18 protein-coding genes are annotated in these 16,830 nt (G+C 59.3%); 16 read left to right on the forward strand and 2 right to left on the reverse strand.

Features of this window, described 5'->3' with window-relative positions; genetic code table 11:
* Positions 1-1,914, reverse strand: a complete 1,914-nt coding sequence (locus tag ACJ8HN_RS23105) for an ABC transporter ATP-binding protein (protein WP_197808081.1) — start codon at positions 1,912-1,914, stop codon at positions 1-3.
* A 129-nt stretch (positions 1,915-2,043) separates the two neighbouring features.
* On the opposite strand from ACJ8HN_RS23105, the gene kefG reads away from it, so the two are divergent.
* From kefG to ACJ8HN_RS23140, 7 genes are all read left to right on the forward strand, one after another.
* Positions 2,044-2,595 (forward strand): glutathione-regulated potassium-efflux system ancillary protein KefG, encoded by a 552-nt coding sequence (kefG, locus tag ACJ8HN_RS23110; protein WP_033645385.1) that lies wholly within the window; start codon positions 2,044-2,046, stop codon positions 2,593-2,595.
* A 2-nt stretch (positions 2,596-2,597) separates the two neighbouring features.
* A complete protein-coding gene (kefB, locus tag ACJ8HN_RS23115; protein WP_033636264.1) occupies positions 2,598-4,406 on the forward strand; it encodes a glutathione-regulated potassium-efflux system protein KefB in 1,809 nt (602 codons plus the stop codon).
* Positions 4,407-4,420: 14 nt separating this feature from the next.
* On the forward strand, positions 4,421-4,624 hold the full coding sequence (locus tag ACJ8HN_RS23120; RefSeq protein ID WP_041036966.1) for a YheV family putative zinc ribbon protein: 204 nt from the start codon (positions 4,421-4,423) through the stop codon (positions 4,622-4,624).
* A gap of 112 nt (positions 4,625-4,736) precedes the next feature.
* Positions 4,737-5,324 carry a peptidylprolyl isomerase gene (gene slyD, locus ACJ8HN_RS23125; protein WP_033654873.1) on the forward strand — a complete coding sequence of 196 codons (588 nt, stop codon included), beginning with the start codon at positions 4,737-4,739 and terminating at the stop codon, positions 5,322-5,324.
* A 92-nt stretch (positions 5,325-5,416) separates the two neighbouring features.
* A complete protein-coding gene (locus ACJ8HN_RS23130) occupies positions 5,417-6,445 on the forward strand; it encodes a LacI family DNA-binding transcriptional regulator (RefSeq protein ID WP_033654874.1) in 1,029 nt (342 codons plus the stop codon).
* Between the two features lie 122 nt (positions 6,446-6,567).
* Positions 6,568-8,007, forward strand: a complete 1,440-nt coding sequence (gene nhaC, locus ACJ8HN_RS23135; RefSeq protein ID WP_033636262.1) for a Na+/H+ antiporter NhaC — start codon at positions 6,568-6,570, stop codon at positions 8,005-8,007.
* 1 nt (position 8,008) lies between these two features.
* Positions 8,009-9,181 carry a MalY/PatB family protein gene (locus ACJ8HN_RS23140; RefSeq protein WP_033654875.1) on the forward strand — a complete coding sequence of 391 codons (1,173 nt, stop codon included), beginning with the start codon at positions 8,009-8,011 and terminating at the stop codon, positions 9,179-9,181.
* A gap of 15 nt (positions 9,182-9,196) precedes the next feature.
* Here the strand turns inward: ACJ8HN_RS23140 and ACJ8HN_RS23145 are convergent, their stop codons facing one another.
* A complete protein-coding gene (locus ACJ8HN_RS23145; RefSeq protein ID WP_004930414.1) occupies positions 9,197-9,424 on the reverse strand; it encodes a SlyX family protein in 228 nt (75 codons plus the stop codon).
* A 356-nt stretch (positions 9,425-9,780) separates the two neighbouring features.
* On the opposite strand from ACJ8HN_RS23145, the gene fkpA reads away from it, so the two are divergent.
* The 9 genes from fkpA to ACJ8HN_RS23190 form a co-directional block, all read left to right on the forward strand.
* Positions 9,781-10,620, forward strand: a complete 840-nt coding sequence (gene fkpA, locus ACJ8HN_RS23150; RefSeq protein ID WP_016930330.1) for an FKBP-type peptidyl-prolyl cis-trans isomerase — start codon at positions 9,781-9,783, stop codon at positions 10,618-10,620.
* 373 nt (positions 10,621-10,993) lie between these two features.
* On the forward strand, positions 10,994-11,716 hold the full coding sequence (locus ACJ8HN_RS23155; RefSeq protein ID WP_004930418.1) for a helix-turn-helix transcriptional regulator: 723 nt from the start codon (positions 10,994-10,996) through the stop codon (positions 11,714-11,716).
* Positions 11,716-12,105 carry a sulfurtransferase complex subunit TusD gene (gene tusD / locus ACJ8HN_RS23160; protein ID WP_033636259.1) on the forward strand — a complete coding sequence of 130 codons (390 nt, stop codon included), beginning with the start codon at positions 11,716-11,718 and terminating at the stop codon, positions 12,103-12,105. Before ACJ8HN_RS23155 ends, tusD begins: the two co-directional genes overlap by 1 nt.
* A gap of 7 nt (positions 12,106-12,112) precedes the next feature.
* The gene (gene tusC, locus ACJ8HN_RS23165; RefSeq protein WP_033636258.1) at positions 12,113-12,472 is read left to right on the forward strand and encodes a sulfurtransferase complex subunit TusC; all 360 of its coding nucleotides are present in this window, start codon (positions 12,113-12,115) and stop codon (positions 12,470-12,472) included.
* A 9-nt stretch (positions 12,473-12,481) separates the two neighbouring features.
* Positions 12,482-12,769, forward strand: coding sequence for a sulfurtransferase complex subunit TusB (tusB, locus tag ACJ8HN_RS23170; protein WP_033636257.1), 288 nt, complete (start codon positions 12,482-12,484; stop codon positions 12,767-12,769).
* A 143-nt stretch (positions 12,770-12,912) separates the two neighbouring features.
* A complete protein-coding gene (gene rpsL, locus ACJ8HN_RS23175) occupies positions 12,913-13,287 on the forward strand; it encodes a 30S ribosomal protein S12 (RefSeq protein ID WP_004930426.1) in 375 nt (124 codons plus the stop codon).
* Positions 13,288-13,383: 96 nt separating this feature from the next.
* On the forward strand, positions 13,384-13,854 hold the full coding sequence (gene rpsG, locus ACJ8HN_RS23180; RefSeq protein ID WP_004956203.1) for a 30S ribosomal protein S7: 471 nt from the start codon (positions 13,384-13,386) through the stop codon (positions 13,852-13,854).
* A gap of 93 nt (positions 13,855-13,947) precedes the next feature.
* Positions 13,948-16,062, forward strand: coding sequence for an elongation factor G (gene fusA / locus ACJ8HN_RS23185; RefSeq protein WP_033636256.1), 2,115 nt, complete (start codon positions 13,948-13,950; stop codon positions 16,060-16,062).
* Positions 16,063-16,132: 70 nt separating this feature from the next.
* On the forward strand, positions 16,133-16,830 hold a 698-nt coding region (locus ACJ8HN_RS23190), incomplete at its 3' end, for an elongation factor Tu (protein WP_342208666.1).

A 16,830-nucleotide genomic window follows, 5' to 3' on the forward strand; every position in this document is an offset into this window, starting at 1 on the left:
TTAGGCTTCGAACGCCTGCGTTAACTGTTCCAGCTGTTCCTGCGCATCCAGCCAGGTCATTTCCGTCTCTTCCAGCGCGGATTTGGCCTGGCTTTGCTTTTGCAGGCAGTCGGTCAACTCGGCCTTGCGGTTGATGTCGTACAGTGCGGGATCCGCCAGCTGTTCCTCCACCGCCGCCAGTTCGGCGCCCAGTTTTTCCATCTGCTGTTCCAGCTTGGCGATCTGCTTGCGCAGCGGCTGGGTCTGCGTACGGAACTCCGCCTCGCGGCGTTTTTGATCCTTGCGCGCCTGCGCGCTGTTGCCGCCGCTCTCTTTTTCCGGCGCGTCCTGCTGGCTTTCCTGGCGCTGCAGGTCGACAAGCCACTGCTGGTAGTCGTCGAGATCGCCCTCGAAAGGCTCGACCTGGCCGTCGTGCACCAGGTACAGATCGTCGGTGGTGGAGCGCAGCAGGTGACGGTCGTGCGAGACCACCACCAACGCGCCTTCGAAATCGATCAGCGCTTCGGTCAGCGCCTGACGCATGTCGAGATCCAGGTGGTTGGTCGGTTCATCGAGCAGCAGCAGGTTAGGGCGCTGCCAGACGATCAGCGCCAGCACCAGCCGCGCCTTCTCGCCGCCGGAGAAGCGTTCGGTCACTTCGCTGACCTTGTCGCCCTGGAAACCGAAGCCGCCCAGATAGTCGCGCAGCTGCTGTTCCAGCACCCGTGGTGCGATGCGGCTCAGGTGCTGCAGCGGCGATTCGTCGGCGCGCAGGAATTCCAGCTGGTGCTGGGCGAAGTAACCCAGCTTGATGCCTTTCGCCAGGCCAATCTCGCCGCTCAGCGGTTCCAGGGTGCCGGCCAGCAGTTTGATCAGCGTGGATTTACCGGCGCCGTTGCGGCCGAGCAGGCCAATGCGCGAGCCGGGCACCAGGTTCAGCTTGATTGACTTCAGGATCACTTTATCGCCATACCCGGCGCTGACTTTGTCCATGCGCAGCAGCGGGTTCGGCAGGCTTTCCGGCGGACGGAAGCTGAAGGTGAACGGGTTGTCGACGTGTGCCGGGGCGATCAGCTCCATGCGCTCCAGCATCTTGATGCGGCTCTGCGCCTGCTTGGCCTTGGTGGCCTGCGCGCGGAAACGGTCGATATAGCTTTGCAGGTGCGCCACTTTCTCTTGCTGGTGCTGATACAGCGACTGCTGCTGCGCCAGTTTGGTGGCGCGCTGGCGTTCGAACGACGAATAGTTACCGGTGTATTCATTGATCGTCTGCTGTTCGATATGCAGGATCTTGTCGACGATCGGATCGAGGAAGTCGCGGTCGTGCGAGATCAGCACCAGCGTGCCGGGATAGCTTTTCAGCCAGCGCTCCAGCCAGATCACCGCATCGAGATCCAGGTGGTTGGTCGGTTCGTCGAGCAGCAGCAGATCGGAACGGCACACCAGCGCCTGCGCCAGGTTGAGGCGCATGCGCCAGCCGCCGGAGAAGTCGCGCACCGGGCTTTGCAGCTGTTCGTTGGAGAAGCCGAGGCCGTGCAGCAGGCTGGCGGCGCGGGAACGGATGGTCCAGGCGTCGATGGCGTCCAGCTTGCCGTGCAGGGTGGCGATGGCGTGGCCGTCGTTGCGATCGTTGGCCGCCTGCAATTCGGCTTCGAGTTGGCGAAACTCGCGGTCGCCGTCGATAACATACTCGATTGCCGGCACGTCCAGCGCCGGCGTCTCCTGGTTGACCCAGGCCAGCGCCCAGTTGCCGGGGAAGGTGAAGCTGCCGCCGTCCGCCGCGATCTCGCCCTTCAGCAGCGACAGCAGCGTGGATTTGCCGCAGCCGTTTTTGCCCACCAGGCCGACCTTCTGACCTGGATTAACCGTCGCCGTGGCGTTGTCCAGCAGGACGCGGATGCCGCGTCGGATTTGTAGCGAGGAGAATACAATCATAAAGCGCCGTATGTTCAGAGTATGTTAAATTATCATTAAGGTAACAGAACGCGCACCGCGCGCTGTTTTTGTCTTTGCGATGCATGGTAACGGAAAACCGCTACCCTGACGACGCTTTGGAGGGGAATGATGTCGCAGCCGCCCAAGGTCTTGCTGCTGTATGCCCATCCGGAATCCCATGACTCGGTGGCGAACCGGGTTTTGCTTCGACCGGCGCAGCAGTTGGAACATGTCACCGTGCACGATCTCTACGCGCACTACCCTGATTTTTTTATCGATATCCATCACGAACAACAGCTGCTGCGTGAGCATCAGGTCATCGTGTTTCAGCATCCCCTGTACACCTACAGCTGCCCGGCGCTGCTGAAGGAGTGGCTGGATCGCGTGCTGTCGCGCGGCTTTGCCAGCGGCGTGGGCGGCAATGCGCTGGCGGGCAAATACTGGCGTTCGGTGATCACCACCGGCGAACCGGAAGGCGCCTACCGCACCGGCGGTTATAACCACTACCCGATGGAAGATATTCTGCGGCCGTTCGAGCTGACCGCCGGGATGTGCCATATGCATTGGCTGACGCCGTTCGTGGTGTATTGGGCGCGGCGGCAAAAGCCGGAGGTGCTGCGCAGCCATGCGGACGCCTACGGCGAGTGGCTGAGCCACCCGCTGCCGCGCGGAGGGCGGTGAGCATGGAAGGATCGACCTTACTGACCGCCATTTTACTGTTCCTGTTCGCCGCGGTGGTGACGGTGCCGATCGCCCGTCGCCTGGGGATCGGCGCGGTGCTGGGCTATCTGATCGCCGGCATCGCCATCGGCCCCTGGGGATTGGGCTTCATTCGCGACGTCGACGAGATCCTGCACTTCTCCGAGCTGGGCGTGGTGTTCCTGATGTTCATCATCGGCCTGGAGCTGAACCCCAGCAAGCTGTGGGAGCTGCGGCGCTCGATCTTCGGCGCCGGCGCCGGCCAGGTGTTGATCACCGCTGCGGTGCTGGGCGCGTTGCTGTATCTGACGCACTTCGCCTGGCAGGCGGCGGTGATCGGCGGTATCGGCCTGGCGATGTCTTCCACCGCCATGGCGCTGCAGCTGATGCGCGAGAAGGGCATGAACCGCAACGAAGGGGGGCAGCTCGGCTTCTCGGTGCTGCTGTTCCAGGATATGGCGGTGATCCCGGCGTTGGCGCTGATCCCCATTCTGGCCGGCGCCGGCGGAACCAGCGACGACTGGGCGAAGATCGCGCTCAAGGTGGCGGCGTTCGGCGGCATGCTGATCGGCGGCCGCTTCCTGCTGCGGCCGCTGTTCCGCTATATCGCCGCTTCCGGCGTGCGCGAGATCTTCACCGCCGCGGCGCTGTTGCTGGTGCTCGGCTCGGCGCTGTTTATGGAGACGCTTGGCCTGTCGATGGCGCTCGGCACCTTCATCGCCGGGGTGCTGCTGGCGGAGAGCGAATACCGCCACGAACTGGAGATTTCCATCGAGCCGTTTAAAGGGCTGCTGCTGGGGCTGTTCTTTATCTCGGTGGGCATGGTGTTGAATATCGGCGTGCTCTACACACATCTGGCTGAGGTGTTGATCGGCGTGCTGGCGCTGGTGGCGATCAAATCCGGCGTGCTCTACGGGGTGTCGCGTTTGTTCGGCCTGCGCAGTTCGGTGCGCCTGCAGTTCGCCGGGGTGCTCAGCCAGGGCGGCGAGTTCGCCTTCGTGCTGTTTTCTGCGGCGGGCGCGCAAAAGGTGCTGCAGCCGGATCAACTCTCCTTGCTGCTGGTGGTGGTGACGCTGTCGATGATGACCACGCCGCTGCTGATGCAGGCCATCGACCGCATTTTGGCGCGTCGCTATAACGCCAAGGGCGAAGAAGAGGAAACGCCGTACGTAGAGGACGACGATCCGCAGGTGATCATCGTCGGCTTCGGGCGTTTCGGCCAGGTGATCGGCCGCCTGTTGATGGCCAACAAAATGCGCATTACCGTACTGGAGCGCGATGTCAGCGCCGTCGGCGTGCTGCGGCGTTACGGTTACCAGGTTTATTACGGCGATGCCACCGAGCTGGAGCTGCTGCGCGCGGCGGGCGCCGAAAAAGCCAAGTCGATCGTGATCACCTGCAATGAGCCGGAAGACACCATGGAGATCGTGCGGCTGTGCCAGCAGCACTTCCCGAATCTGAGCATTCTGGCGCGGGCGCGCGGCCGCGTGGAGGCGCATGAGTTGCTGCAGGCGGGCGTGAAGCAGTTCAGCCGCGAGACCTTCTCCAGCGCGCTGGAACTGGGGCGCAAAGCGCTGATGGAGTTGGGCATGCACCCGCATCAGGCCTTCCGCGCCCAGCAGCATTTCCGCCGCCTGGATATGCGCATGCTGCGTGAACTGATGCCGCCGCATCAGGGCGACGTGGCGCAAATTTCCCGCGTGAAAGAGGCGCGGCGCGAGCTGGAAGAGCTGTTCCATCGCGAAATGCAAAAAGAAAGTCGCCAGTTCGACGGCTGGGACGAATACGAATAAGCGGGAGCATAACGATGTCTGTAACACGTAAGAGATTTATCGCCGGGGCGGTGTGCCCGAGCTGCAGCGCCATGGATACGCTGGCGGTATGGCGGGAGGATCAGGTGGAGGTGGTGGAGTGCGTCAAGTGCGGCCACCATCAGCGCCAGACCGAACAACAGGTGGAAAAACACGTTCGCCCGCAAGAGCAGGTGATCGGCATTTTCCAGCCGAAGTAGCGTTTTTTTATCCCGGAGGGTACAGCGAGGCAGATTTCCGTTACAATCTGTCCGGAAAAGGCGCGCATCCCGATAACGGTGCGCGTCCTAGTAGCCAACGGTAGGAGATATCATGAAAGTAGCAAAAGACTTGGTGGTCAGCCTGGCTTACCAAGTACGTACAGAAGACGGTGTTTTGGTTGATGAGTCTCCGGTGAGCGCACCGCTGGACTATCTGCACGGGCATGGTTCTCTGATCGCAGGTCTGGAAAAAGCACTCGAAGGCCACGACGTTGGCGATCGTTTTGACGTTCACGTCGGCGCGAACGACGCGTACGGCAACTACGACGAAAACCTGGTGCAGCGCGTACCGAAAGACGTCTTCATGGGCGTTGATGAACTGCAGGTCGGCATGCGTTTCCTGGCTGACACCGATCAGGGCCCGGTACCGGTTGAAATCACCGAAGTTGACGGCGACCACGTGGTGGTTGACGGCAACCACATGCTGGCCGGCCAAAACCTGAACTTCAACGTGGAAGTTGTCGCGATCCGCGAAGCGACCGCAGAAGAACTGGCGCACGGTCACGTACACGGCGAGCACGACCATCACCACGAACACGGTGACGGCTGCTGCGGCGGTCACGGCCACAGCCACGATCACGACCATGGTCACGACCACGGTAAAGGCGGTTGCGGTAACGGCGGCTGCGGCTGCCACTAAGCAGATCGCAGTGACGAGACAAGAGGGCGGCCATCGGCTGCCCTTTTTTATGCGCGGCGCACCGGGCGCCGAACGGCACAACAGGACATGCCATGGCCACCATGAAAGACGTGGCGCGGCGCGCCGGCGTTTCCACGGCCACCGTCAGCCGGGTGATCAATAATACCGCCTACGTTGAACCGGTGACCCGCGAACGCGTCGAGAAAGCGATGCGCGAGTTTAACTACCATCGCAACGCCGCCGCGCTGGCGCTGGCGAAAAGAAGCGGCAATATGCTGGGATTGCTGACCGGCAATCTCGACGATCCGTTTTTTTCACGCCTGGCGCGGGGCGTGGAAGACATCACGCGGCAGGCCGGCGTGCGGTTGATGTTGTGCAGCGGCGGGCATCAGGCCGAGCTGGAAAAAAGCGGCCTCGATTTTCTCATCAATCAGGGATGTGAAGCCATCGTGGCGCACGTCACGCGCATGGGGGAGGAGGCGCTGCTGCGCTACGCCGCCCATACGCCCGCGCTGGTGCTGATCAATCGTTACCTGCCCGCGATCGCCAACCGTTGCATCTGGCTCGACAACGCCAATGCGGCGCAGACGGCGACCGAGCTGCTCATACGCCAGGGGCATCGAAGAATTGCCTGCGTGACGGCGGATCTGCCGATCGACGATCGCGCGCAGCGGCTAGCGGGTTACCGCCAGGCCATGGCCGCCGCCGGCATTGAGGTGCCCGGCAGCTGGATCATCAGCGTGCCCTTCAACGAACGAGGGGGCGAACTGGCGGCCGAGCGCGTTCTGGCCAGCGACCAACGCTTCACCGCTGCAGTGACGTTCAACGACGTGATGGCCGCCGGCATGATGCGCACCTGCCATCAACGGCAAGTTCAACTGCCCCAGGCGCTGTCGATCGTCGGCTTTGACGACATTGCCCTGGCGAAATATCTCCATCCTTCGTTGACCACCGTGCATTACCCGATCGAGAAAATGGCCCGACGCGCCGCGCGCTTGGCGCTGCAGATCCACAGCGGCAGCGACGTCGCGCCGCAGAACAACCGCTTTTCGGCCGAACTTATCCTGCGAGACTCCGTAACCGACGGTGAGGCGCATGCGCAAAGCAAGCGCGGCGAATGAGAGACGGCTCACACAACGCTACCTCATGAAACCGATTACATGGCCGATTGCCTGCGCTCACATCCTCCGATTATCGAAGCCATTACGCTGTTGCAGTACCCCATCTTCAACAGGAGCCGTATATGGATAATAAGAAAACGCTCAACCTTGGGTTGGCGACGCTGCCGATTGTGGCCATGCTGTTGCTGCTCATCATCGGCTATGGCCAGTTTGGCCTGCGCATTGAACCGCTGCTGCTGGTTTCCGCCGCCATCGCCGCCGCGTTGGCCTGGTGGCAAGGCTACCGCTGGGACGACATCATCGAGGCCATCGTGGCCAAACTGGCGAAGGCGATGCCGGTTATTCTGATCCTGATCTGCGTGGGCGGCCTGATCGGCACCTGGATGATCAGCGGCACAATCCCTTACATGGTGTACTGGGGGCTGAAGCTGATCAGCCCGCAATACATTCTGATCGCCGCATTCTTCATCACCAGCGTGATCTCGGTGTGCACCGGCACTTCCTGGGGAGCGGCCGGCACCGTGGGCGTGGCCCTGATGGGCGTGGCCGCCGGTCTGGACGTGCCGCTGGCCGCCGCGGCCGGGGCGGTGGTGTCCGGCGCTTACTTCGGCGACAAAATTTCGCCGTTGTCCGATTCGACCAACTTCGCGGCCATCGTCGCGGATACCGATCTCTACAGCCATATCCAGCATCTGATGTACACGACGCTGCCGAGCTTCATCCTGGCCGCCGTGGTGTACCTGATCGCCGGCCACACCGGTGCGGTGGGCAGCGTGGCAACGCCGGAAAAAGTGACCGAAATCGTCGGCGCGCTCGAGGGGCTGTACCACTTCAATCTGCTGCTGATCCTGCCGCCGGTGCTGGTGCTGTGGGGCGCGGTGACCAAACGGCCGGTGATCCCCGTCATGCTGGCCGCCTGCGCGCTGGCGATCGCCATCGGCGTCGCGCTGCAGGGCTTTAGCCTGCAGCAGGGGCTGAATGCGTTGATGGACGGTTTCAATCTGTCGATGTTCGCCGCTCAGGGCCATAACGTCGAAGGGATCGTCGCCGATGTGCCGCGCCTGCTGAACCGCGGCGGCATGTTCTCGATGATGAGTACGATCCTGCTGGTGTTCTGCGCCTTTTCCTTCGCCGGCGCTCTGACGCTGACCGGCGCGCTGACGGTGATCATCAGCCGGCTGCTGAAAGTGGTGCACACCACCGGCCAGCTGATCGCCGCCACCGTTGCCACCACTATCCTGGTGACCGGCGCGACCAGCGACGGCAAGCTGGCGCTGCTGATCCCGGCGGAGCTGTTCAAAGGGGCCTATCGACGCATGGGGCTGGACAACAAAAATCTGTCGCGCACCGTCGAAGATGCGGGCACCGTCATCGAACCGCTGATCCCGTGGACGGCCGCCGGCATTTACATGGCCACCACGCTGGGGGTCAGCACCCTCGATCTGCTGCCGTGGGCGATCCAATGTTATGCCGCGGTGGTGTTCGCCCTGATTTATGGGTTCACCGGCTTCGGTATCGCCAAACTCCAACCTCAGAACGACTTGCAGCGTAAGGAAGCCTGACATGACGAGTCATTTCAACGCCATCATCGATCGCCACAACACCGGCTCCGTGAAGTGGGACTTCATCGACCGCTATCTGCAACTGGACGGCAGCGAACTGTTGCCGATGTGGGTGTCCGATTTCGATTTTCCGTGCCCGCCAGAGGTGCAGCAGGCGCTGCATCAGCGGGTGGACCACGGCGTCTTTGGCTACAGCGAACGCGACGACGCTTACTATGAGGCGGCGATCGACTGGTTTGCCAAGCGGCACGGCTTGCCGCTGCGGCGCGAGTGGTTCACGTCGATTGAAGGGGTGGTGCCGGGGCTGGCGATGCTGATCCAACTGCTCAGCAAGCCGGGGGACGGGGTGGTGGTGCAGGGGCCGTATTATGGCTCGTTCGCCAAGATAGTCACCATGAACGGCAGAGAGGTGATTGAAAACCCGCTGCGGGAAACCCCGCAGGGATACCGGATCGATTTCGACCAGCTGGCCGCCTGTCTGGCGCTGCGTAAACCGCCGCTGTTGTTGCTGTGCAATCCGCACAACCCGACCGGCCGTTGCTGGCGTCGTGATGAACTGGAGCGGCTCATGGCGCTCTGCCACGCCCACGACGTCACGGTGATCTCCGATGAAATTTGGGCCGATCTGCTGCTGCCCGGCGAGACGTTTACGTCGGTGTTGCATCTGGGCGAGGAATATCGCGATCGGGTGATTGCGGCGACGTCCGCCAGCAAAACGTTCGGCCTCTCCTCGCTGCGCATTTCGAATTTCCTGATCCCCAACGCCCGGCTTCGGCAGGCGTTTGTCGATCGGCTGAACGCCCACGGGCTGGATGTATTCAACGCGCTGTCGATGACGGCGGCGACCGCGGCCTATCAACGGGGCGCTGCCTGGCTTGATGAGCTGCTCGACTACCTGGCGGAGAATCGGCGTTGGTTTGAGCAGGCGCTGGCGGCCGCCGCGCCCTGGTGCGCGATGACCCAGGCTGAAGGGACCTATCTCGCCTGGCTGGATTGCCGCTCGCTGGGTTTGAGCGATACAGACTTGCAGCAGGCGCTGGTGGCGGTGGCGAAGCTGGCGCCGTCGATGGGCAGCGGTTTCGGCCCGCAGGGGCGCGGTTTTATCCGTATCAACCTGGGGTGCCCGCGCCGGTATCTCGAGCGTGCCGTCGAAGGGTTGGCACGCCTGAAATAACCGCATGGCGAGCCCTCAATAGTGCGGCGGAGGGGTTTCTTCCGATTGCGAGGCGATCATTGAGGTTTGGGTCGAGCGCAGCTTGTCGGTCAACATGCGCAGGTGTTCGCGCATCTTCAGCATTTCCATTTGATGCTGGATGACGGTCTGGTTGAGCTCTTCGATGGTGAGCTCTTGGAAGGCCTGACGGCTTTCCAGTTCTTCAAGCCGCTGTAGCAGGCGTTGAATGTCGGCGTTGTGCATGAGGCTACCTCTGACGCGATAAAATCCTGATTCGGCGCTATGGTAACAGCTGGCGCCGGGTTTGCTCGCGCTATTTCTCCAGACGGCGCGCAACGTTGCGATCGACAGTGTAAAGTGCTGAAAAGTTGCACGCGCGATCTGCCGTTTTTTGCGAGCCTGGCCGAATATCCCGCAAGAAAAATCTGATTTATCATGGGAGTAGCACTCAGGGGGAAACTTCTTGGCAAAGCGGGAGTCACACTTTGACTCGATTGGTTACCTGTGCGACTGTTTTGTTTTGTTTCAGGCAGCTATAGTAGCCCGGTTATCTTACCTAATGATTGTTTGGGGCATTGCTTCAGACACTGGAGAAATGGATGAAATCTTTGTTTAAAGTCACGCTTCTGGCAACCACCATGGCTTTTGCTCTGAATGCGACCCAGGTCATGGCAGCCGATGCCGCCAAACCGGCAGAAGCCGCTAAACCAGCGGACGCGGCAGCAGCACCGAGCACCGGCAAGTTCAAAAACGACGACGAGCAAGCGGCCTACGCATTGGGCGCCTCTCTCGGCCGTTACATGGACAACTCTCTGAAAGAGCAAGAGAAGCTGGGCATCAAGCTGGACAAAGATCAGCTGATTGCCGGCGTTCAGGACGCGTTCGCCAACAAGAGCAAGCTGAACGACGCCGACATCGAGAAGACCCTGCAGGGCTTCGAAGCGCGCGTGAAGGCTTCCGCTCAGGCGAAGATGGAGCAGGACGCCAAGGACAACGAAACCAAAGGCGCCAAGTACCGCGATAGCTTCGCTAAAGAAAAAGGCGTGAAGAAAACCGAATCCGGCCTGCTGTACCAGGTAGAGAAGCCGGGCGCGGGTGAAGCGCCGAAAGACAGCGACACCGTGGTGGTGAACTACAAAGGCACCCTGACCGACGGTACCGAGTTCGATAACTCCTACACCCGCGGCGAGCCGCTGTCGTTCCGTCTGGACGGCGTGATCCCAGGCTGGACCGAAGGCCTGAAGCACATCAAGAAAGGCGGCAAAATCAAGCTGGTGATCCCACCGGCGCTGGCCTACGGCAAAACCGGCGTTCCGGGCATCCCGGCTAACTCCACGCTGGTCTTCGACGTTGAGCTGCTGGACGTGAAAGCGGCGCCGAAAGCCGACGCTAAAGCCGAAAAACCGGCGGACGCGAAAGCCGACGCCAAAGCGAAATAACATCGCCGCTTTGTTTGCCACCGCCGCGGATGCCCTCCGCGGCGGTTTTCATTTCGGCCCCCGCCGCCTCTCTCTCCATTGAACGCTTGACGCCTGCCGGGCATCGGGCTTAACGTCAATACCACGCGCAAACGCAAGGACTTTGCTCCGGCCGCTTTGCTAGACTAATAATTCTGACTTATCAGTCATGCGTCTGCCCCTTAGGGCGTGTACCTAAAATTGTTCCCGGCCGCCTCGCCCGCGGATGTCATCGTGCCGTTTGATGGCGCTCTCAGCCGGCCGCGCTGCGGCGTGCCGACGACGGCAGCGATCCGGTTCGAGCGGTTTTAGCTGCGCCCCCTGGCACAGGCGATCTATGAGGGTGGTATCTTCGATGTCGAATTCGCTTTTATCCAGCGAAGCCAGCGAACTTGATTTGCTGAATGAACGTCCGTTTACTCAAACGGATCATGAAATCCTGAAATCCTATGAAGCGGTGGTCGACGGGCTGGCGATGTTGATCGGCGGCCACTGCGAGATCGTACTGCACGCGCTGGAAGACCTGAACAGCTCAGCGGTACGCATCGCCAACGGTGAACATACCGGGCGTAAAATCGGCTCGCCGATCACCGATCTGGCGCTGCGCATGCTGCACGACATGGCCGGCGACGACAGCAGCGTGTCGAAAGCCTACTTTACCCGCGCCAAGAGCGGCGTGTTGATGAAGTCGGTGACTATCGCCATTCGCAATCGCGAGCAGCGGGTGATCGGCTTGCTGTGCATCAACATGAACCTCGACGTACCGTTTTCGCAGATCATGCAGACCTTTATGCCGCCGGCCACGCAGGACGTGCCGTCGTCGGTGAATTTTGCGTCTTCCGTCGACGATCTGGTGGCGCAGACGCTGGAGTTCACCATCGAAGAGGTGAACGCCGACCGCTCGGTGTCCAATAACGCCAAGAACCGCCAGGTGGTGCTCAACCTCTATGAGAAAGGCATCTTCGACATCAAGGATGCGATCAACCAGGTGGCGGATCGCCTGAACATCTCCAAACACACCGTGTATCTGTACATCCGCCAGTTCAAGAGCGGCGATCTGTTGGGAAGCGACCGTTGATGCTCGATTATTGCCTGTTGGTCACCGGCCCGGCTTACGGCACGCAGCAGGCCAGCAGCGCCTATCAGTTCGCTCAGGCTTTGTTGGCGAAAGGGCACCGACTTTCCAGCGTCTTTTTCTACCGTGAGGGCGTGCTGAACGCCAACCAGCTGACCGCGCCCGCCAGCGACGAGTTCGACCTGGTGCGCGGTTGGACGCAACTGGCGCAGCAACACGGCGTAGCGCTCAACGTCTGCGTAGCCGCCGCGTTGCGCCGTGGGGTCACCGACGAGCAGGAGGCGGCGCAACAGGGGCTGGCAAGCGCCAACCTGCAGCCTGGCTTTACCCTGAGCGGGCTGGGTTCCCTGGCCGAAGCGTCGCTGAGTTGCGACCGTCTGGTGCAGTTCTGAGGATATGATGAAACGAGTCGCTTTTGTTTTCACCCACGGGCCGCACGGCGGCGCCGGCGGCAGGGAAGGGCTGGATGCGCTGCTCGCCACGTCGGCGCTCAGTGAAGATTTGGGGGTGTTTTTTGTCGGCGACGGCGTATTGCAGCTGTTGCCGGGCCAGCAACCGGAAAAGATTTTGGCGCGCAATTACATCGCCACCTTCGGCGTGCTGCCGCTGTATGACGTGGAGCGGTGCTATCTGTGCCAGGCTTCGCTGCAGGAGCGTGGGCTGAGCCAGGTGACCGATTGGGTGCTGGATGCCGAGGTGCTGGCACCGGACGAACTGCGCCGCGAACTGGCCGGCTACGACGCCGTGATGACGTTTTAGGATCCTCTGATGCTGTATACCCTGAGCCACTCGCCAAACCAATGTGACTTGCCTGCGCTGCTGCGCCTGACGGCGGAGGGTGACGCGCTGCTGCTGCTGCAGGACGGCGTGCTTGCAGGCCTTGCCGGCAGCGCCCATCTTGAATCGCTGCTCGCCGCCCCCATATCCCTTTATGCGCTGCAGGACGACCTGGAAGCCCGGGGATTGGTTGGTCATTTTTCGCACAAAATCACTGTCGTCGGCTATAATCACTTCGTTGAATTAACCGAACAACACCGCAGCCAAATGGCCTGGTAATGAGAGTGATGTTGTATATTTCTTGACACCCATACTGGTCAGCCCTAAAATTCTGCGTCCTCGTACTTTGCCAATAGTGCATACGAGGGGATTTATCACATGTTTACGAAGCTAGTACGAAGCAAAAACCAGGAGCTTTTTTAATGGCAACAATTAACCAGCTGGTTCGCAAACCACGCTCTGTGAAGGCTGCTAAAAGCAACGTTCCAGCGCTGGAAGCCTGCCCGCAGAAACGTGGCGTATGCACCCGCGTATACACCACTACCCCGAAAAAACCAAACTCCGCACTGCGTAAAGTTTGCCGTGTGCGTTTGACCAACGGTTTCGAAGTGACTTCCTACATCGGTGGCGAAGGCCACAACCTGCAGGAACACTCCGTAATCCTGATCCGTGGCGGTCGTGTAAAAGACCTGCCAGGTGTGCGTTACCACACCGTCCGTGGTGCACTTGACTGCTCCGGTGTTAAAGACCGTAAGCAAGCTCGTTCCAAGTACGGCGTGAAGAAGCCAAAGGCTTAATGGTTCTCCGTTAAGTAAGGCCAAACGTTTTAACTTTAATGTCAAAATAAACTCGTAGAGTTTTGGACAATCCTGAATTAACAACGGAGTATTTCCATGCCACGTCGTCGCGTAATCGGCCAACGTAAAATCCTGCCAGATCCTAAGTTCGGATCTGAGCTGCTGGCCAAATTTGTAAATATCCTGATGGTAGACGGTAAAAAATCTACTGCAGAAGCAATCGTCTATACCGCGCTGGAGACCCTGGCTCAGCGTTCTGGTAAAGATCACCTGGAAGCTTTCGAAGTCGCTCTCGACAACGTTCGCCCGACTGTAGAAGTTAAGTCGCGTCGCGTTGGCGGTTCTACTTATCAGGTACCAGTTGAAGTCCGCCCGGTTCGTCGTAATGCTCTGGCAATGCGTTGGATCGTTGATGCTGCACGTAAACGCGGTGATAAATCCATGGCTCTGCGCCTGGCGAACGAGCTGTCTGACGCAGCAGAGAACAAAGGTTCTGCTGTTAAGAAGCGTGAAGACGTTCACCGTATGGCCGAAGCCAACAAGGCGTTCGCCCACTACCGCTGGTAATCACCCGGCTGTAGTCATGCTAACCAAGCGGGCGCGTCAAATCGGCCCGCTTGGGTTAACTGAACTTGAACGCCCTAGGAATAGAGGAATCAAATGGCTCGTACAACACCCATTGCACGCTACCGCAACATCGGTATCAGTGCTCACATCGACGCCGGTAAAACCACCACTACCGAACGTATTCTGTTCTACACCGGTGTAAACCACAAAATCGGTGAAGTTCATGACGGCGCTGCCACCATGGACTGGATGGAACAGGAGCAGGAGCGTGGTATTACCATCACTTCTGCAGCGACTACTGCCTTCTGGTCTGGTATGGCCAAGCAGTTCGAACCGCATCGCGTAAACATCATCGACACCCCAGGGCACGTTGACTTCACCATCGAAGTAGAACGTTCCATGCGTGTGCTGGATGGCGCGGTAATGGTTTACTGTGCTGTTGGTGGTGTTCAGCCACAGTCTGAAACCGTATGGCGTCAGGCTAACAAATACAAAGTGCCACGTATCGCGTTCGTTAACAAAATGGACCGTATGGGCGCTAACTTCCTGAAAGTTGTTGGCCAGATCAAATCTCGTCTGGGCGCCAACCCTGTTCCTCTGCAGCTGGCTATCGGCGCAGAAGACAAATTCACCGGCGTTATCGACCTGGTGAAAATGAAGGCGATCAACTGGAACGAAGAAGACGCAGGCGTAACCTTCGAATACGAAGACGTCCCGGCTGACATGATGGATCTGGCTGAAGAATGGCGCCAGAACCTGATCGAGTCCGCTGCGGAAGCTTCCGAAGAGCTGATGGAAAAATACTTGGGCGGCGAAGAGCTGACCGAGGAAGAAATCAAAACTGCTCTGCGTCAGCGCGTACTGAACAACGAAATCATCCTGGTTACCTGCGGTTCTGCGTTCAAGAACAAGGGCGTGCAGGCGATGCTGGATGCGGTAATCGAATACCTGCCGGCACCAACTGACGTTCCTGCGATCAACGGTATCCTGGACGACGGTAAAGACACTCCGGCTGAGCGTCACGCAAGTGATGACGAGCCGTTCTCTGCTCTGGCGTTCAAAATCGCTACCGACCCGTTCGTAGGTAACTTGACCTTCTTCCGCGTGTACTCCGGCGTTGTTAACTCCGGCGACACCGTGCTGAACTCCGTTAAGTCTGCGCGCGAGCGTTTCGGCCGTATCGTTCAGATGCACGCCAACAAGCGTGAAGAGATCAAAGAAGTTCGCGCAGGCGACATCGCCGCTGCGATCGGTCTGAAAGACGTGACCACCGGGGACACCCTGTGTGATCCAGACTCTCCAATCATCCTGGAGCGTATGGAATTCCCTGAGCCGGTAATCTCTATCGCCGTTGAACCGAAAACCAAAGCTGACCAGGAAAAAATGGGTCTGGCTCTGGGCCGTCTGGCTAAAGAAGACCCGTCATTCCGCGTATGGACTGACGAAGAGTCTAACCAGACCATCATCGCCGGTATGGGTGAACTGCACCTCGACATCATCGTTGACCGCATGAAGCGTGAATTCAACGTTGAAGCTAACGTGGGCAAACCTCAGGTAGCTTACCGCGAAGCGATTCGCGCGAAGATTACCGATGTTGAAGGTAAGCACGCCAAGCAGTCTGGTGGTCGCGGTCAGTACGGTCACGTTGTGATCGACATGTACCCACTGGAGCCGGGCTCTAACCCGAAAGGTTACGAGTTCATCAACGACATCAAAGGCGGCGTAATTCCTGGCGAATACATCCCTGCCGTTGATAAAGGCATCCAGGAGCAGCTGAAGTCTGGTCCGTTGGCTGGTTACCCGGTAGTAGACATGGGTATTCGTCTGCACTTCGGTTCTTACCACGACGTTGACTCCTCTGAACTGGCGTTTAAACTGGCCGCGTCTATCGCCTTTAAAGAAGGCTTTAAGAAAGCGAAACCAGTTCTGCTTGAGCCTATCATGAAGGTTGAAGTTGAGACTCCAGAAGAGAACACCGGTGACGTTATCGGTGACTTGAGCCGTCGTCGCGGCATGCTGCGCGGTCAGGAATCTGAAGTGACTGGCGTTAAGATCCACGCTGAAGTACCGTTGTCCGAAATGTTCGGCTACGCAACTCAGCTGCGTTCTCTGACTAAAGGTCGCGCATCATACACCATGGAATTCCTGAAGTATGATGATGCACCGAACAACGTCGCTCAGGCCGTAATCGAAGCCCGTGGCAAATAAGCCGCAGGGTTAAAACCAAAGTCCCGTGCTCTCTCCAGAAGGGGAGAGCGCTATAGTAAGGAATATAGCCGTGTCTAAAGAAAAATTTGAACGTACAAAACCGCACGTTAACGTTGGTACTATCGGCCACGTTGACCACGGTAAAACTACCCTGACTGCAGCGATCACCACCGTTCTGGCTAAAACCTACGGCGGTTCTGCACGTGCTTTCGACCAGATCGATAACGCGCCAGAAGAAAAAGCTCGTGGTATCACCATCAACACCTCTCACGTTGAGTATGACACTCCGACTCGTCACTACGCGCACGTTGACTGCCCAGGGCACGCCGACTACGTGAAAAACATGATCACCGGTGCTGCGCAGATGGACGGCGCGATCCTGGTAGTTGCTGCGACTGACGGCCCAATGCCTCAGACCCGTGAGCACATCCTGCTGGGTCGTCAGGTTGGCGTTCCTTTCATCATCGTATTCATGAACAAATGCGACATGGTTGATGATGAAGAGCTGCTGGAACTGGTAGAAATGGAAGTTCGCGAACTGCTGTCCGCTTACGACTTCCCAGGCGACGACCTGCCAGTAATCCGCGGTTCCGCGCTGAAAGCGCTGGAAGGCGAAGCTGAGTGGGAAGCGAAAATCATCGAACTGGCCGAAGCGCTGGACAGCTACATCCCAGAGCCAGAGCGTGCTATCGACAAGCCGTTCCTGCTGCCAATCGAAGACGTATTCTCCATCTCCGGTCGTGGTACCGTTGTTACCGGTCGTGTTGA

It is taken from the genome of Serratia sp. CY29653, from assembly GCF_052169255.1.
GTDB lineage: Bacteria > Pseudomonadota > Gammaproteobacteria > Enterobacterales > Enterobacteriaceae > Serratia > Serratia sarumanii.

What these genes read in the sequence shown, in the direction of transcription:
- kefB (WP_033636264.1), top strand. Translation starts at nt 2,598, where the DNA reads ATGGAAGGATCGACCTTACTGACCGCCATTTTACTGTTCCTGTTCGCC.
- tusD (WP_033636259.1), top strand. Translation starts at nt 11,716, where the DNA reads ATGCTCGATTATTGCCTGTTGGTCACCGGCCCGGCTTACGGCACGCAG.
- nhaC (WP_033636262.1), top strand. Translation starts at nt 6,568, where the DNA reads ATGGATAATAAGAAAACGCTCAACCTTGGGTTGGCGACGCTGCCGATT.
- ACJ8HN_RS23120 (WP_041036966.1), top strand. Translation starts at nt 4,421, where the DNA reads ATGTCTGTAACACGTAAGAGATTTATCGCCGGGGCGGTGTGCCCGAGC.
- ACJ8HN_RS23155 (WP_004930418.1), top strand. Translation starts at nt 10,994, where the DNA reads ATGTCGAATTCGCTTTTATCCAGCGAAGCCAGCGAACTTGATTTGCTG.
- kefG (WP_033645385.1), top strand. Translation starts at nt 2,044, where the DNA reads ATGTCGCAGCCGCCCAAGGTCTTGCTGCTGTATGCCCATCCGGAATCC.
- ACJ8HN_RS23140 (WP_033654875.1), top strand. Translation starts at nt 8,009, where the DNA reads ATGACGAGTCATTTCAACGCCATCATCGATCGCCACAACACCGGCTCC.
- ACJ8HN_RS23105 (WP_197808081.1), bottom strand. Translation starts at nt 1,914, where the DNA reads ATGATTGTATTCTCCTCGCTACAAATCCGACGCGGCATCCGCGTCCTG.
- slyD (WP_033654873.1), top strand. Translation starts at nt 4,737, where the DNA reads ATGAAAGTAGCAAAAGACTTGGTGGTCAGCCTGGCTTACCAAGTACGT.
- tusB (WP_033636257.1), top strand. Translation starts at nt 12,482, where the DNA reads ATGCTGTATACCCTGAGCCACTCGCCAAACCAATGTGACTTGCCTGCG.
- ACJ8HN_RS23130 (WP_033654874.1), top strand. Translation starts at nt 5,417, where the DNA reads ATGGCCACCATGAAAGACGTGGCGCGGCGCGCCGGCGTTTCCACGGCC.
- ACJ8HN_RS23145 (WP_004930414.1), bottom strand. Translation starts at nt 9,424, where the DNA reads ATGCACAACGCCGACATTCAACGCCTGCTACAGCGGCTTGAAGAACTG.
- rpsG (WP_004956203.1), top strand. Translation starts at nt 13,384, where the DNA reads ATGCCACGTCGTCGCGTAATCGGCCAACGTAAAATCCTGCCAGATCCT.
- tusC (WP_033636258.1), top strand. Translation starts at nt 12,113, where the DNA reads ATGAAACGAGTCGCTTTTGTTTTCACCCACGGGCCGCACGGCGGCGCC.
- fusA (WP_033636256.1), top strand. Translation starts at nt 13,948, where the DNA reads ATGGCTCGTACAACACCCATTGCACGCTACCGCAACATCGGTATCAGT.
- rpsL (WP_004930426.1), top strand. Translation starts at nt 12,913, where the DNA reads ATGGCAACAATTAACCAGCTGGTTCGCAAACCACGCTCTGTGAAGGCT.
- fkpA (WP_016930330.1), top strand. Translation starts at nt 9,781, where the DNA reads ATGAAATCTTTGTTTAAAGTCACGCTTCTGGCAACCACCATGGCTTTT.